This window comes from Nocardia sp. NPDC059229 (genome assembly GCF_042754165.1).
Classification (GTDB): domain Bacteria; phylum Actinomycetota; class Actinomycetes; order Mycobacteriales; family Mycobacteriaceae; genus Nocardia.
The window spans coordinates 890,975-905,109 of sequence record NZ_JBHZAK010000001.1; the positions used below are offsets into that span (position 1 = coordinate 890,975).

The 14,135-nt window shown below is 67.8% G+C and carries 14 protein-coding genes and 1 riboswitch; of the genes, 5 read left to right on the forward strand and 9 right to left on the reverse strand.

Translation table 11 applies throughout. The features are described 5' to 3' along the window. The first annotated feature begins 38 nt into the window (after positions 1-38). Together ACFXHE_RS04165 and ACFXHE_RS04170 are read left to right on the forward strand one after the other, a co-directional pair. Entirely contained in the window at positions 39-1,127 is a 1,089-nt protein-coding gene (locus ACFXHE_RS04165; protein WP_379379587.1) for a glycerophosphodiester phosphodiesterase, read from the forward strand. Positions 1,128-1,207: 80 nt separating this feature from the next. After that, complete coding sequence (locus ACFXHE_RS04170; RefSeq protein WP_379379589.1) at positions 1,208-1,504, forward strand: hypothetical protein; 297 nt, start codon at positions 1,208-1,210, stop codon at positions 1,502-1,504. An 83-nt stretch (positions 1,505-1,587) separates the two neighbouring features. On the opposite strand, the gene ahcY is transcribed toward ACFXHE_RS04170, so the two are convergent. The 4 genes from ahcY to ACFXHE_RS04190 all read right to left on the reverse strand — a co-directional run bounded on the left by ahcY (position 1,588) and on the right by ACFXHE_RS04190 (position 6,617). Then, positions 1,588-3,063: an adenosylhomocysteinase gene (gene ahcY, locus ACFXHE_RS04175; RefSeq protein WP_379379591.1), complete on the reverse strand. Its 1,476-nt coding sequence runs from the start codon at positions 3,061-3,063 to the stop codon at positions 1,588-1,590. 33 nt (positions 3,064-3,096) lie between these two features. Further along, positions 3,097-4,254: an alkane 1-monooxygenase gene (locus ACFXHE_RS04180; RefSeq protein WP_379379593.1), complete on the reverse strand. Its 1,158-nt coding sequence runs from the start codon at positions 4,252-4,254 to the stop codon at positions 3,097-3,099. A gap of 192 nt (positions 4,255-4,446) precedes the next feature. Further along, a complete protein-coding gene (locus ACFXHE_RS04185; RefSeq protein ID WP_379379595.1) occupies positions 4,447-5,160 on the reverse strand; it encodes a response regulator in 714 nt (237 codons plus the stop codon). Next, positions 5,157-6,617: an ATP-binding protein gene (locus ACFXHE_RS04190; RefSeq protein WP_379380391.1), complete on the reverse strand. Its 1,461-nt coding sequence runs from the start codon at positions 6,615-6,617 to the stop codon at positions 5,157-5,159. Before ACFXHE_RS04190 ends, ACFXHE_RS04185 begins: the two co-directional genes overlap by 4 nt. A gap of 226 nt (positions 6,618-6,843) precedes the next feature. Between ACFXHE_RS04190 and ACFXHE_RS04195 the strand changes: the two genes are divergently transcribed. Next, complete coding sequence (locus tag ACFXHE_RS04195) at positions 6,844-8,208, forward strand: cation:dicarboxylate symporter family transporter (RefSeq protein ID WP_379379597.1); 1,365 nt, start codon at positions 6,844-6,846, stop codon at positions 8,206-8,208. Between the two features lie 143 nt (positions 8,209-8,351). On the opposite strand, the gene ACFXHE_RS04200 is transcribed toward ACFXHE_RS04195, so the two are convergent. The 4 genes from ACFXHE_RS04200 to cofD all read right to left on the reverse strand — a co-directional run bounded on the left by ACFXHE_RS04200 (position 8,352) and on the right by cofD (position 11,957). Further along, complete coding sequence (locus tag ACFXHE_RS04200) at positions 8,352-8,798, reverse strand: 6,7-dimethyl-8-ribityllumazine synthase (protein ID WP_379379599.1); 447 nt, start codon at positions 8,796-8,798, stop codon at positions 8,352-8,354. A 76-nt stretch (positions 8,799-8,874) separates the two neighbouring features. Beyond that, positions 8,875-9,045, reverse strand: a riboswitch (FMN riboswitch). A 76-nt stretch (positions 9,046-9,121) separates the two neighbouring features. Next, on the reverse strand, positions 9,122-9,640 hold the full coding sequence (locus ACFXHE_RS04205; protein ID WP_379379601.1) for an NUDIX hydrolase: 519 nt from the start codon (positions 9,638-9,640) through the stop codon (positions 9,122-9,124). Continuing rightward, the gene (locus ACFXHE_RS04210; protein ID WP_379379603.1) at positions 9,637-11,001 is read right to left on the reverse strand and encodes a coenzyme F420-0:L-glutamate ligase; all 1,365 of its coding nucleotides are present in this window, start codon (positions 10,999-11,001) and stop codon (positions 9,637-9,639) included. The genes ACFXHE_RS04205 and ACFXHE_RS04210 overlap by 4 nt, the downstream gene beginning before the upstream one ends. Beyond that, the gene (cofD, locus tag ACFXHE_RS04215; protein ID WP_379380393.1) at positions 10,998-11,957 is read right to left on the reverse strand and encodes a 2-phospho-L-lactate transferase; all 960 of its coding nucleotides are present in this window, start codon (positions 11,955-11,957) and stop codon (positions 10,998-11,000) included. Before cofD ends, ACFXHE_RS04210 begins: the two co-directional genes overlap by 4 nt. A gap of 599 nt (positions 11,958-12,556) precedes the next feature. Between cofD and ACFXHE_RS04220 the strand changes: the two genes are divergently transcribed. After that, positions 12,557-12,817, forward strand: a complete 261-nt coding sequence (locus ACFXHE_RS04220) for a WhiB family transcriptional regulator (protein ID WP_354834123.1) — start codon at positions 12,557-12,559, stop codon at positions 12,815-12,817. Between the two features lie 66 nt (positions 12,818-12,883). Here ACFXHE_RS04220 and ACFXHE_RS04225 read toward each other — a convergent pair whose 3' ends face one another. Further along, the gene (locus ACFXHE_RS04225) at positions 12,884-13,363 is read right to left on the reverse strand and encodes a metallopeptidase family protein (protein WP_354833925.1); all 480 of its coding nucleotides are present in this window, start codon (positions 13,361-13,363) and stop codon (positions 12,884-12,886) included. A gap of 251 nt (positions 13,364-13,614) precedes the next feature. Here ACFXHE_RS04225 and ACFXHE_RS04230 point away from each other — a divergent pair, with 251 nt between their 5' ends. Next, a complete protein-coding gene (locus tag ACFXHE_RS04230; protein ID WP_379380395.1) occupies positions 13,615-14,019 on the forward strand; it encodes a DUF3499 domain-containing protein in 405 nt (134 codons plus the stop codon). Positions 14,020-14,135 lie beyond the last annotated feature (116 nt).

The window sequence follows — 14,135 nt, forward strand, 5'->3', positions numbered from 1 at the left end:
CCAGATTTTTGTAGCCATTCGATTGCTATAGTCCGGCAATGGCTGCTGGGCACGTGAGGTCAACGCAGTTCAAGAGAGCTTTTGCGATCCTCGTGGTAGCGATTGCTGCTATCGGGCCGACGGCCTGCGGCAGCAACTCCAGCGGCACGAACCCGGCCGCCGTGGCCGATCCACTCCGCCCCTTCGATCTGCAGGCCCACCGCGGCGGCCGCGGCATGACCATCGAGGAGTCGCTGCCCGGCTTCGCCAAGGCCATCGAACTGGGCGTCACCACCCTGGAACTCGACATCGTGCTCACCGCCGACAGGAAGCCGCTCATCTGGCACGACCCGGTCATCCAGGCCGAGAAGTGCGCCGACACCGCCCCGGCCTTCGCCGGCGATCCGCGGTTCCCCTACGTCGGCAAGCTGGTCCACGACCTGACCTACGACCAGGTCCACACCCTCGACTGCGGCAGGAAGCTCGCGGAATTCCCAGCGGCACAGGAGCTTCCGGGCAACAGGATCGCGACGCTGCCGGAACTGTTCGATCTGGTGAAGAGCCACCCGGGCGCGTTCGGCACCGTGCGCTACAACGTGGAGACCAAAATCGAGGCCGCCCACCCCGAACAGTCCGCCACCCCCAGGGAATTCGTCGACGTCATTCTGGGCGCCGTCGAACAGGCCGGGGCCATCGGCAAGGTCGAGATCCAGAGCTTCGACTGGAGCAGTCTGCCGCTGGTGAAGGCCCAGAACGCGAACATCCCCACGGTCGCGCTGTACGACGAGACCACCTTCGCGCCGAACAGCCCGTGGCTGGGCCCGATTCGGTACGAGGAGCACGCCGGGGACCCGCTGGACGCGATCAAGGCCCTGGGCGCGGACATCTCATCCCCCGCCTACGTCGACCCCTGGAACATCGACGCGAAGGTCGGCGACAAGTACTTCAAGCTCACCACGACCGCCGAGTACGTCCGCGAAGCGCACGGTTTCGGCATCCGGGTGATCCCCTGGACCGTGAACGACAAGGCCACCATCGGACTGGCGCTAGACCACGGCGTGGACGGCCTGATCACCGACTATCCGAACCGCGCGCGCGACGTCATGCAGGAGAAGGGCTACCCCCTCCCGAGGTCCTTCCGCAAATAAGCCACGCAAATCCGAAACGCGCGCCCTTCAACTCTTGTAGGGTCCCGGGCAACACTCCCCCTGCAAGGAGCGCAACTCTGATGAAGTCCCATCTCGCACACCACGGTCCGCGTGTCGCCCTGGCCGCCGTAGCGATCACCGCCGCCGCTCTTTCCACGGCCGGTACCGCCACCGCCGCCCCCGTCACCCTCGAACCCGCCACCGCCGACCAGGCCGCCCCCGTGGCCGACTCCGGCTCGGCGTCCTCCCTGTCGAGCAACTCCGGCTCCAGCAATGTCGCCGGCACCGGCTCCAGCGCCAGTGAACTCCTCAGCGCCGCCATCTGCACCATCCAGGGCGGCAAGTGGGTCCCCCTGATCGACGTCTGCCTCAAGTAGCGGACGCACGGCACCAACGAGATCCGGCCGGTCACCCTCTCGGGTGACCGGCCGAATCTTCATGCGCTACAGGCGGTTTCCGCTCAGTAGCGGTAGTGGTCCGGCTTGTACGGGCCCTCCACGTCCACGCCGATGTATTCGGCCTGGTCCTTGGTGAGCTTGGTCAGCGTGCCGCCGAGCGCCTCCACGTGGATGCGGGCGACCTTCTCGTCGAGGTGCTTGGGCAGGCGGTAGACCTCGTTGTCGTACTCGTCGGGCTTGGTCCACAGCTCGATCTGCGCGATGACCTGGTTGGAGAAGCTGTTCGACATCACGAACGACGGGTGCCCGGTGGCGTTGCCCAGGTTCAGCAGGCGGCCCTCGGAGAGCACGATGATCGACTTGCCCGACTCCTTGAACGTCCACAGGTCGACCTGGGGCTTGATGTTGAGCCGGTCCGCGCCCGAGCGTTCCAGGGCGGCCATATCGATCTCGTTGTCGAAGTGGCCGATGTTGCCCAGGATGGCCTGGTCCTTCATCGCCTTCATGTGGTCGAGCAGGATGATGTCCTTGTTGCCCGTGGAGGTGATGACGATGTCGGCCTCACCGATGGCCTGTTCCACGGTGACGACGTCGAAGCCGTCCATCAGCGCCTGCAGCGCGTTGATCGGGTCGATCTCGGTGACCTGCACGCGCGCGCCCTGCCCGGCCATCGACTCCGCACAGCCCTTGCCGACATCGCCGTAGCCGCAGATCAGGACCTTCTTGCCACCGATCAGCACGTCGGTGCCGCGGTTGATGCCGTCGATGAGGGAGTGACGGGTGCCGTACTTGTTGTCGAACTTCGACTTGGTGACCGAGTCGTTCACGTTGATCGCCGGGAACACCAGCTCACCCGCGGCCGCGAACTGGTACAGCCGCAGCACACCGGTGGTGGTCTCCTCGGTGACACCCTGCACGCTCTCGGCGATCCTGCCCCACTTGCCCTTGTCGGTCTCGATGCTGGCGCGCAGCAGGTTCAGGAAGACCTTGTATTCGGAGGAGTGGGTGTCGTCCTCGGGCGGGACCACGCCGGCCTTCTCGAACTGCGCGCCGCGCAGCACGAGCATGGTGGCGTCACCACCGTCGTCGAGGATCATGTTGGCGGGCTCGCCCGGCCAGGTCAGCATCTGATCGGCGGCCCACCAGTACTCCTCCAGAGTCTCGCCCTTCCAGGCGAAGACGGGAGTGCCCTTGGGCTCGTCGACGGTGCCGTGCGGGCCGACCACGACCGCGGCGGCCGCGTGGTCCTGGGTGGAGAAGATGTTGCAGGAGGCCCAGCGGACCTCGGCGCCGAGGGCGACCAGGGTCTCGATCAGCACCGCGGTCTGCACCGTCATGTGCAGCGAGCCGGAGATGCGGGCGCCCTCGAGCGGCTGCACGTCGTGGTATTCGCGACGCAGCGCCATCAGGCCCGGCATCTCGTGCTCGGCCAGGCGAATCTCTTTGCGGCCGAACTCGGCCAGTGACAGGTCCGCCACCTTGTAGTCGATCCCATTGCGGACGTCAGGCGTCATTTTGCTGGACACAGCGGTCGTCATCTGCCTCTCCTGGTCGGCTGGTTCTCCCAAACCCTACGCGGCGGCTTGGTACTCGTACTCGGCGAGGATGCGCTCCCGCTTACGGGGTTGGATATTGGCCCGGCTCACGTCGCCCGAGTAGTGGGCGAGCAGGCGCGGATCCATGACGTGGCGCCACAGCGGCGGGAACAATGCCAGCAGGATCATGGTGGCGTAGCCCGCTGGAAGCTGCGGTGCCTCCTCGGAGGTGCGCAGTGTCTGGTACCGCCGTCCCGGATTGGCATGGTGGTCGCTGTGCCGCTGCAGGTGGAACATGAAGATATTGGTGACCAGGCGGTCACTGTTCCAGCTGTCGCTCGGCGAGCAGCGGGCCCAGTTGCCATTGGGCCGCTTGCGTCGCAGTAGGCCGTAATGCTCGACGTAGTTGACGGTTTCGAGCAGGCCCGCGCCGATCACCGCCTGCAGCAGCAGATACGGCAGCACCCGCCAGCCGTAGACCGCCAGCAACCCGCCGAACAGCACGATGGTCATCGCCCAGGCCTGCAGGATGTGGTTGTGGACACTGAACCAGCGGTGTCCCTTGCGCCGCAGCCGCTCTCCTTCGAGATGGATTGCCGACCGGAAGCCACCGATCACGCTGCGGGGCAGGAACTCCCACAGTGACTCACCCATGCGGGCGCTGGCCGGATCGTCGGGCGTCGCGACGCGGGCATGGTGGCCCTTGTTGTGCTCGACGAAGAAGTGCCCGTAGGCCGACTGTGCCAGCGCCATTTTCGACAGCCAGCGCTCCAATCGCTCGACCCGGTGACCGAGTTCGTGGGCCGCGTTGATGCCGATGCCGCTGACGAACCCGAGAGTGGCCGCCAGCCCGAGCTTGTCGACGACGGACAGATCGTCGCCGGCCCACATGTAGGCGGCGATGATCAGGCCGACCACCTGGATCGGCAGGAACATATAGGTGCACCACCGGTAGTACCGGTCATTGGAGAGTAATTCGTAATCCTCGTCGCGCGGATTGGTGCCGTCTTCCCCGACGACCCAGTCCAGGATCGGAATGGCGATCAGAATGATGATCGGTCCGATCCACCAGAACACCTCCAGCTTGGTGTGCAACACCAGCTGCGAGGGCAGTAACGCACACCCGGGCGCGATCAACCCCAGCACCCACAGGTGTCGTTTCGGATCCGGCGAACCCAACCGTTTGCCGACCATTTGCACGTTTGCCCCGCTAATCAATACCTCGAAGAACTTCGCAGCTACATATCTTGAAACCTAGTTCCTGTTACAGCACCCGGCCGGACCGAAAGGTGGCCACCGTTACATCATGAGCAGTCGGTTCCGCCGCAACCGACCGCGTGGTTCCCGCAACTGGGCCTCGAGCGCAAACCAGGAGCGAAACCGGGCTCAGCGAAACCACACATATCGAACCTGCGGGCGCCCGGTCCGACCGTAGTCGGTTCGCCGTTCCACCAAGCCGTCTTCGGCCATCCGCTCCAGATACCGCCACGCCGTCACCCGGGACACCCCCACCGCGCGCCCCGCCTCACCCGCGGAGAGCCCGTCCGGCGCGGCCCGCACCGCCCGCGACACCTCGTCCATCGTCTGCGGCGCAATGCCTTTCGGCGAGGTGGGTCGCTGATCCGGAGTGCGCAGCACACCGAAGGCGCGATCGATGTCCTGCTGCGACACCGCCGTCTCCCCGGCCGGCAGCGCCGCCCGGTATTCGACGTAGCGGTCCAGCTTCTCGCGAAAGGCCGCAAAGGTGAAGGGCTTCAACAGATACAGCACCACGCCGTGCGAAACGGCCGAGCGCACCATGGCCAGATCGCGCGCCGAGGTGACGGCGATGACGTCCGGCCGCGGCCGCAGTCCCGCCAACGCCGCGGCGACAGCGAGCCCGCTCATATCCGGCAACCCGATATCCATCAACACCAGATCGATGGGAACGCCGGAAGATTGTGACCTTTTCGCGATCGAGATGGCGTCGCGACCGGTGTGCGCCACCGCGACCACCGTGAAACCCGGCACCCGCTCCACGTAAGAGCGATGTGCCGCAGCGATTTTCGGCTCGTCCTCGACGATCAGCACGCGGATCGCCGATGCCGGCGCGGCGTTCATCTCGGAAACCTCACGATCACCGCGGATTCCGGTTCCCGCCGGGCCCGCAACTCGCCGGCGTGCCTGGCGACCAACCGGCGTACCAGCGCCAGGCCCAGTCCGTGGTGGTCGGTCTTGGTGGAATAGCCGCGTTCGGTGGCGCGGGTGAACAACTCCTCCGACATGCCCGGGCCGCTGTCGGCCACCCGCACGTACAGCTCCGGCCCGTCCCGCCGCACCGTCACCTCCACCCACGCGTCCTCGTCGTGCCCGACCGCGTCCAGGGCGTTGTCGATGAGATTGCCCAGCAGTGTGACCATCTCGTGCGGCGTCAGCGGGTCGGTGCTGTCGAGCAGCGTGTCACCGGTGACGGTCAGCTCCACCCCGTTCTCGGCGGCCTGCTCCACCTTGCCCAGCAGCAGCGCCACCACCGCGGGTTCGGCCACCGCACCGGCGAGCCGGTCGATGAGGGCCTGGGACAGTTCGAGTTCCGCGGTCGCGAAGTTCACCGCTTCGCGCGGGCGGCCCAGCTCCACCATGGTGACCACGGTGTGCAGCCGGTTGGCGGCCTCGTGCGCCTGGGCGCGCAGCGATTCGGCGAAGCCGCGCACCGAATCCAATTCGCCCAGTACATCCCGCAATTCGGTGTGGTCGCGCAGGGTGAGCACGGTGCCGATGCGGCGCCCCGCGTGCTCCACCACGTCCTGGTTGACGACCAGCACCCGGTCCGGGGTCACGTGCATCTCGTCACGGACCACGCCGGTTCCCAAGCGCTGCAACGACACCGGCAGATCCGCGCGCGTGATCGGCCCGTCCGGCAGATCGAGCAGCAGCCGCGCCTGATCGTTGACCACCTCGGCGCGCTCATCGGATCTGTCGAACACCAGCAGGCCCTCGTGGATCGAGTGCAGCACCGCGTCGTGATGCTCGTACATGGCCCGCAGCTCGGCGGGCCCGAGGCCGTGCGTCTGCCGTAACAGCCTGCGCCGCAACAACAGCGAACTCATCATGGCCAGCGCCAGGCCCCCCGCCGCGGCGGCCAGGATGAGCGGCAGCTGGGCGCGCACCTGTTCGCCGATGTGGGTGCGGGTGACGCCCGCCGACACCAGCGCGACGATGCGGCCGTCGGCATCGCGCACCGGGGTGACCGCGCGAATCGACGGGCCCAGCGTGCCGGTGAAGGTCTCGGTGAAGGTCTCCCCCGCCAGGGCGCGATCGATGTTGCCGCTGAAGGGTTTTCCGATCCGGTCGGTCTCGGTGTGGGTGTAGCGGGTCCGATCCGGGGCCATCACCACGATGAAGTCCATACCCGTCGCCTTGCGGATGGCCTCGGTCACCGGCTGCAGTGCGGCGGTCGGATTCGGGCTCCGCACCCCGGCCAGCGTCGAGGGCGACTGCGCCACCGCGATCGAGGTATCGACGACCTCCGCACGGGTGGCGTCGTCCTGCACCCGGCGGGTCTGCAGGAACGCCAGCATCGACGCGGCGGTGATCACCACCGCCAGTACCAGCACCTGCACCACGAACACCTGCCCGGCCAGCGTACGGCGGGCCCGGGTTCTTCGACCTCTCACGATTCCTCCGGGTACTTCATGAACATAATTTACGAAACAGTGACCCGCGTCACTCTCCGGATCATGATTCTCTCCGAACACCCGCGTGGAGCAAACGTCATGCGGGCACTGACCCGGAGGCACCAGCGAGATGAGCGACACGACAACCCGGCAGCGCCGAGACCGTACCCACTGGCTCTATCTGGCCGTCATCGTGGCCGTCGTCGCGGGCGTCCTGGTCGGCTGGCTGGCCCCGGGCGTCGGCAAGAGCGTCGGCGAGCTCGGCACGATCTTCGTGAACCTCATCAAGATGATGATCGCCCCGGTCATCTTCTGCACCATCGTGCTCGGCATCGGCTCGGTGCGGGCGGCCGCCAAGGTCGGCAAGGTCGGCGGCCTGGCCATCGGCTACTTCCTGATCATGTCCACGGTGGCGCTGGCCATCGGCCTGCTGGTCGGCAATCTGCTGCACCCGGGTTCGGGGCTGAACGTGGCCGCCCACGCGAAGGAGATCACCAAGTACGCCACCGACGCCAAGGCGGCGGGCGGCACCTGGCAGTTCCTCGAAGACATCGTGCCGACCACCCTGCTGTCGTCGCTCACCTCGGGCAAGGTGCTGCAGGCGCTGTTCGTGGCGCTGCTGGTGGGCTTCGGCATCCAGGCCATGGGCACCGCGGGCGAGCCGATCCTGCGCGGGGTCGCGTCGGTGCAGAAGCTGGTGTTCCGGATTCTCACCATGATCCTGTGGCTGGCCCCGATCGGCGCGTTCGGCGCCATGGCGAATGTGGTGGCGCGCACCGGACTCGACGCGGTCAAGCAGCTGGCGCTGCTGATGGTGGCCTTCTATCTCACGTGCGTCGTGTTCATCTTCGGCGTGCTGGGCCTGCTGCTGCGGCTGGTGGCCGGGAACTCCATCTTCAAGCTGGTGCGCTACCTGGCGCGGGAGTACCTGCTGATCTTCGCCACCTCGTCCTCGGAGTCGGCGCTGCCGCGGCTCATCGCCAAGATGGAGCACGTCGGCGTGGACCGCACCACCGTGGGTGTGGTTGTCCCGACCGGGTATTCGTTCAATCTGGACGGCACCGCCATCTACCTGACCATGGCCACCCTGTTCGTGGCCGACGCCATGGGCAAGCCGCTGTCCTGGCACGAGCAGATCGGCCTGCTGCTGTTCATGATCGTGGCCTCCAAGGGCGCGGCGGGTGTCACCGGCGCGGGCCTGGCCACGCTGGCCGGCGGCCTGCAGAGCCATCGCCCGGAACTACTGGACGGCGTCGGCCTGATCGTCGGCATCGACCGGTTCATGTCGGAAGCCCGTGCGCTGACCAACTTCTCGGGCAATGCGGTCGCCACGCTGCTGATCGGCACCTGGACCAAGACCATCGACCCGGCCCGCGTCCGCGCGGTGCTGGATCGCGAGATCCCCTTCGACGAGCAGGCCATGGTGGAGGACCACCCGGCCCCCGCCGCCCCGGAAGCACCGGGCCCGCAAGAGAAAGACCTGGTTCCGGCCTGAACCCAACCCCCAGGCCGAACCCGGACCGTCGGCGCGTTCTCCCCCCGTACGCGCCGGCGGAACCCGCACCCTGCCCGCACGACCAGCCGCCTCCGGCTCGTGCGGGCAGGGTTTCCCTTGTGTCCAGACGCCGACCGCGTTGTCTAGGCGCCGACCGCGTCCAGGGCCAGGGTGGCGGCGATGGCATTGGCCAGCTCCGCGCCCTTCACCTCGAAATGCCGCGCGAAATAGGCCAGGTGCTCGCCGTGCTCGTGGAAGTGGTGCGGGGTCAGCACGGCCGAGAACACCGGCACATCGGTCTCGAGCTGCACCCGCATGAGCGCGTCGACGACCGTCGAAGCCACGAAGTCGTGCCGGTAGATGCCGCCGTCCACGACGAGCGCGCAGCCCGCGACCGCGGCGTAGGAGCCGCGGGTGGCCAAACGCTTGACCTGCAGCGGGATTTCGAACGCACCGGGCACCTCGATCACGTCGACCTCGGAGTAGCCGCGCTCGAGCAGCCCGGCCCGGCAGGATGCGACGGCCTTGTCGACGATGTCGCTGTGCCAGCGCGCGGCGACGAGGGCGATGCGAGTGGAAGTGGGTGACATGGGGATTCCTCCTGTTCGCGATGTCACCCAGGGCAAGACGCGAACAGGCCCGTCCAGCGGTGCGGACGTGCCGGTGCCGCGTTCTCTTTCATCCGGACTGTGACCGTCGGCTCCGGGATCACACCGGAATCTGCTCGACCCACACTGCCGATGAGAGACACTGTGGCGCTCGCGGGCTCGTGCACTCCGGATCGGCCCGGATGCCATTACCGCCGGTGGGGAATTCCACCCCGCCCTGAGAACGTGTACGTAGCGGACAGTAACACGGGGATTCCGGCATCCGGAACCCCGTGTACCGCACAACACGACAGCACGGCCGGGTGTCAGCGCACCAGCACGTCGGAATCGGCGGGCAGCCCGTCCACCGGCCACCAGCGCAGGTCGGTCGACTCCGAACTGCGCACCGGCACAGCGCCTTCCGGTGCCTTGATCTTGAACAGCAGGTCCAGGTGCCGGGTCGGCACGCCCAGCGAGCAGGTGATGGGGTGCGCCTGCGCGCCGTAGAGGCCGGGCTCGAGCACCAGCCCGTCGATGCCGGACTCCTCGGTCGCCTCACGGAAGGCGGCCGCCGCGACCGAATCGTCGGATTCCTCACAGTGCCCGCCCAATTGGATCCAGCGGCCCACCCGCGGGTGCAGGGTCAGCAGCACCTCGCGCTCGTCATGGGAGAACACGATGGCCGAGGCGGTGATGTGCCCGGGCGCGTGCTCGCGCAGGCAGCCGCGCGGCGCGGAACCCAGGAAGGCCAGCATGGCCTCCCGGATGGAGCACTCCGGACCCGTTGCCGGAGACCAGGTCTCCAGCAACTCGGTCGCCGATTTGTGGAGCGACTCCGCGCTCACAGTTCGACCAGCCCGAGGCCGGGCTCGCGCGCCTCGCGTGGGGCGATCTCGTCGAGCGGGTACCCGATGGCGATGGCGCCCAGCGGATTCCAGTCCGCCCCCAGACCCAGCACGTCGCGGGTGACCTCGGGCGCGAAGATGGTCGACCCGATCCAGCAGCTGCCCACGCCCCGCACCGCCAGCGAGACCAGCAGGCCCTGCACGGCCGCGCCCACCGCGACGGTGAACATGGTCTGCTCGGCGGCGCGGCGGCGCTCGTCCGGATAGTCGTGCGCGCCGTCGGGCACGCAGAACGGGATGATCATCTCGGGGGCGTCGAAGAGGATGCGGCCGCGCGCGACCCGCTTCTCCACGCTCTCCGGGGTGCGGCCGTCACCGGTCAGGTCGGTGCGCCACTGCTCGGCCATGGCCTCGAGCAGCTGCTCGCGCAGGCCACGCTTGCGGACCCAGACGAAGCGGACCGGACGGGTGTGGTGCGGCGCGGGCGCGGTGAGCCCGGCGGCGACGGCCTCGCGAATGAGCTCCGGCGGCACCGGCGTCTCCGCGAACCGGCGCACCGAACGCCGCAGCGGCACCGCCTGTTTGCGGCCGAGCTCGACGGATTCCTCGGTGCCCAGCCAGAACAGATCGTCCTCGCCGCGCCGGAGCAGATCCCCGGCGGTGGATCCGTCGTCGGTGTAGTCGAGCCCGCGCACCACCGCGACCGGGACCCCGCCCAGCTTGCCCTTCACCAGGTCCGCGGCCGCGGCCAGCTCGTCGGCCACCGCGACCAGGGTGACATGCAGTTCGTTGCCCTGCCCGTCGACCGCGCCGTCGTAGTCGTGCAGCACCCGGATGCCCGCCGACCCGATGGCGGCGTCGATCTGGCCGTTGCGCCAGGCCCGGCCCATGGTGTCGGTGATGACCACGGCCACCTGCACGCCCAGGCGGTCGGCCAGCGCGGTGCGCAGCGCCTTGGCGCTGGCGTCCGGATCCTCCGGCAGCAGGACCAGTTCGCCCTGTTCCACATTGGAGCCGTCGACTCCGGAGGCGGCCTGCACGATGCCGAGCCGGTTCTCGGTGATGAGGGTGCGGTTCTTGCGCGCCAGCACCCGCACCGACTCGTCGAGCACCAGTTGCCGGCGCGCGGCGTCGCGTTCCTCGGGGTCGCTGGGCACAGTCACGATGCGGCCCTCGGCCTTGGCGACGATCTTGCTGGTCACCACCAGCACGTCACCGTCCTGGAGCCAGGGCGCCCGTGCCGCGATGGCTTCGGCGACATCGTCGCCCGGGCGGAATTCCGGCAGGCCCGGAATGGGCAGGATGCGCAGTTCGCCGCCGGACGCGTGATCGCCCAGCGCTTGGATGGAATCCGTTGTCACGGTTTGACTCCCGCGATGTCGAGGGCTTCGCGAACCATCTCGGCGGTCGCGGCCGGGTCGGTCATGAGCAGTGGCACGCTCCGGACTTCGACGCCCGGAATGTCGGCGGTGTCGCCGGTGTGCACGAGCCAGCCGTCGAGAATGCCGGTACCCGAGCGCGCGCCGTAATAGTTGCCGACGGCCTCGGCGGAGGTTTCGACGCCGATCACCGACAGGCACTCATCGGCCATGCCGCGCAACGGTTTTCCGCCGATCACCGGGGACAGTCCGATCACCTTGGCATCCGTGGTCCGCAGTGCGCCCCGAATGCCGGGAACCGAGAGGATGGCGCCCACGCTCACAACCGGGTTCGACGGAGCGAGCAGGATCACATCCGCTGAATCTATGATTTCGATCACACCCGGGGCTGGTTTCGCAGCATCTGCCCCAATAGTCACGAATCCATGGGTCTCTACGTTCGCCCGGTACCGAACCCACCACTCCTGGAAATGGATCGCGCGGCGTTCGCCAGGGTTCTCCGGGTCACCGATTACGACATGTGTTTCGCATCGGTCGTCGGTTGCCGGAAGCAGTTTCACACCCGGTTGCCACCGATTGCAGAGCGCCTCGGTGACCGCCGAGAGCGGGTATCCCTGACGCAGCATTTCGGTGCGAATGAGATGCGTGGCGATATCCCGGTCGCCCAGCCCGAACCAATCGGGCTGAGCCTTGTATTTCGCCAGCTCCTCCTTGGCGCTCCAGGTCTCGTTCGCGTGCCCCCAGCCCCGTTCGGGGTCGATGCCGCCACCCAGGGTGTACATGCAGGTGTCCAGGTCAGGACAGATGCGCAGCCCGTGCATCCACACGTCGTCGCCGACATTGACGATAGCCGTGGTGTCGGCGCCGGGCAGCAGTTCGCGCACCCCCGTCAGGAACCGCGCGCCGCCGACTCCGCCGACCAGGACGGCGATCCGCAGGCCGGTGCCGGGCGCGGTGTCCGCTTGTTCTCGAGTCACATCCGCACAGCCTATGCGTTCGAAGCGGAATGTCGTCCCGCAGCTCATTTGCTGTGAATTTGCTATTTGAACTGCGGGAACGCCTCCCGACGGGGTCGCAGATGGTAACGGAATCGCTTCGGCAGCTTGACCATCGCCGCTCCCGGCGTGTCTAATCACAGGCATGTCATTCCGGGTCCGCGTGAGAGTGCAAGGCGCGGACGGGTTTTCGAACAGGCGTTCGCACCGGAGTGATGCCAAGCTCGGGGATGGCCGCGGGACTACGCCGCGGTGTTGGGCCGTCGGTGGGATCGGCTCCGGCGGATTAATCATTCTGCGCTAACACACAGTGAGGAGGCGGAGCGATGGCCGAAGAGCTGGCCCCGTCGGGCATTCCGGGCGGTGTATCGCAAACCGATTCCACGACTGGCGCAGCACCTGACTTCTGCGCCGACGATCGGAACGGATACGAGGGGGGTGAACCGATGACGACTGCGCGACCGGGGGGCGGACAGTGGGCGCGAGCCGCCTACCAGCCCGAACCGCCGCGGCTGAGCCTGATCGTCACCGGTGCCGAGGATATGTACGACACTTTCTCGCGCGGCGGTCGCATGATGACCGAGGCCGAACAGTGGCAGGAACGGGCGCTGTGCGCCCAGACCGACCCGGAGGCGTTCTTCCCGGAGAAGGGCGGCTCCACCCGCGAGGCCAAGCGCATCTGCATGGGCTGCGAGGTCCGCGACGAGTGCCTCGAATACGCCCTGGCCAACGACGAGCGCTTCGGCATCTGGGGCGGACTCTCCGAGCGGGAGCGCCGCCGCCTGAAGCGGGGCATCAGCTGACCGCGGCGCTGCCGCGAAATCTGTTGTAGCCGAGAGCAATTCCGGGCCGATCCGGCCCGGGATCAACTACTCCGGATCGGGATCGATGATGTCCGGTTCGACCCCGAGATAGGTCGCGATCTGTTGCACGAGGACCTCGCGCAGCAGGTCGACCAGGTCGTCGGGGTCCCCGGCACGGAGCTCCAACGGTTTGCGGAACAACACGACGCGGGCGCGGGTGGCCATGCCGTAGCGGTCCACACCGGCCGGGATCAGGCGGGACAGGGGCACCGGGCCGTCGGCCACCACCTCTTCCGGCCAGGTGACCGAATCCGGGTGCAGCGGACGGATTTTCGGCACGTCGTCGACGGCGATGTCGAGCTTGGTGAGCTGCTCGTGCCAGCGGGTCTCCAGCGGCGCGAAGGCCTCCAGCACCAGACGGTCGAACTCCTGGCCCCGGGTGCGCCGGGCGGGCACGGTCGGTGGCAGCATCGGCCCGCGCACACCCCGCCCGCGGCGGATGACCGACCGCGCGGTGGGCGGTCGCCTCTTACGTGAACGGGTCATACCTTGAATCTAACCCTTACCCCGGGCGGGTGTGAGCACCCGCCTCGCCGGGCCGCCCGGCCGGTGCGGCGGCCCGCCGCGACGGCATTCCGGAGACCCGGCGACCGCGTTCCGGGGGCCGTCGCGACGCGCCCGCGGCACGAAAGCGCACAGCTACCCGAGGCCCTCGTGGCGCGAGTGAGACGGGCTTCATTGAGCGTGTCTGTGTCCACGAGGGCGTGAGGGGGGTTACCCTGCTTGGCGTGATCCCCATGCGTCGTTGCTGCCGTCCAGGCTGCAAGAACCCGGCCGTCGCGACGCTGACCTATGTGTACTCCGACTCGATGGCAGTCGTGGGTCCGCTGGTCACGGTGGCGGAGCCACACTCCTGGGACCTGTGTGAAACGCATGCTTCCCGGATCACCGCGCCCAAGGGATGGGAGTTGGTCCGCCACGAGGGCGGGTTTTCCTCCTCGACCCCGGACGACGACGATCTCACCGCGCTCGCCGAAGCCGTCCGCGAGGCCGGATTGCGCCGCCGCACACCGGAACCCGATCCGCGCGGCTACACCGACTACGCTCCCGCCCCGCAGCGCCCGACCCGCACGGGTCGCACCGGCAGACGCGGCCATCTACGCGTCCTGCCGGACCCGCCGGACCGGCTCTCCGAGACCTAAGCGGGCGGCTATGAGCCGTGATCCATTGACATTCCGTGCCAGCGGTCGGGTGGCGCCGGCAATTTTGGACGTACCCGGCGAATTACCCGCGCCTCACGAAATCAGTTGTCCGGTTG

Excerpts from the sequence above, each read along its gene's own strand:
- ACFXHE_RS04190 (WP_379380391.1), bottom strand. The coding sequence starts at position 6,617 with ATGCTGGCGTTCCTGCAGACCCGCCGGGTGCAGGACGACGCCACCCGT.
- ACFXHE_RS04230 (WP_379380395.1), top strand. The coding sequence starts at position 13,615 with ATGCGTCGTTGCTGCCGTCCAGGCTGCAAGAACCCGGCCGTCGCGACG.
- ACFXHE_RS04225 (WP_354833925.1), bottom strand. The coding sequence starts at position 13,363 with ATGACCCGTTCACGTAAGAGGCGACCGCCCACCGCGCGGTCGGTCATC.
- ACFXHE_RS04200 (WP_379379599.1), bottom strand. The coding sequence starts at position 8,798 with ATGTCACCCACTTCCACTCGCATCGCCCTCGTCGCCGCGCGCTGGCAC.
- ahcY (WP_379379591.1), bottom strand. The coding sequence starts at position 3,063 with ATGACGACCGCTGTGTCCAGCAAAATGACGCCTGACGTCCGCAATGGG.
- ACFXHE_RS04185 (WP_379379595.1), bottom strand. The coding sequence starts at position 5,160 with ATGAACGCCGCGCCGGCATCGGCGATCCGCGTGCTGATCGTCGAGGAC.
- ACFXHE_RS04180 (WP_379379593.1), bottom strand. The coding sequence starts at position 4,254 with ATGGTCGGCAAACGGTTGGGTTCGCCGGATCCGAAACGACACCTGTGG.
- ACFXHE_RS04195 (WP_379379597.1), top strand. The coding sequence starts at position 6,844 with ATGAGCGACACGACAACCCGGCAGCGCCGAGACCGTACCCACTGGCTC.
- ACFXHE_RS04165 (WP_379379587.1), top strand. The coding sequence starts at position 39 with ATGGCTGCTGGGCACGTGAGGTCAACGCAGTTCAAGAGAGCTTTTGCG.
- ACFXHE_RS04220 (WP_354834123.1), top strand. The coding sequence starts at position 12,557 with ATGTACGACACTTTCTCGCGCGGCGGTCGCATGATGACCGAGGCCGAA.
- ACFXHE_RS04170 (WP_379379589.1), top strand. The coding sequence starts at position 1,208 with ATGAAGTCCCATCTCGCACACCACGGTCCGCGTGTCGCCCTGGCCGCC.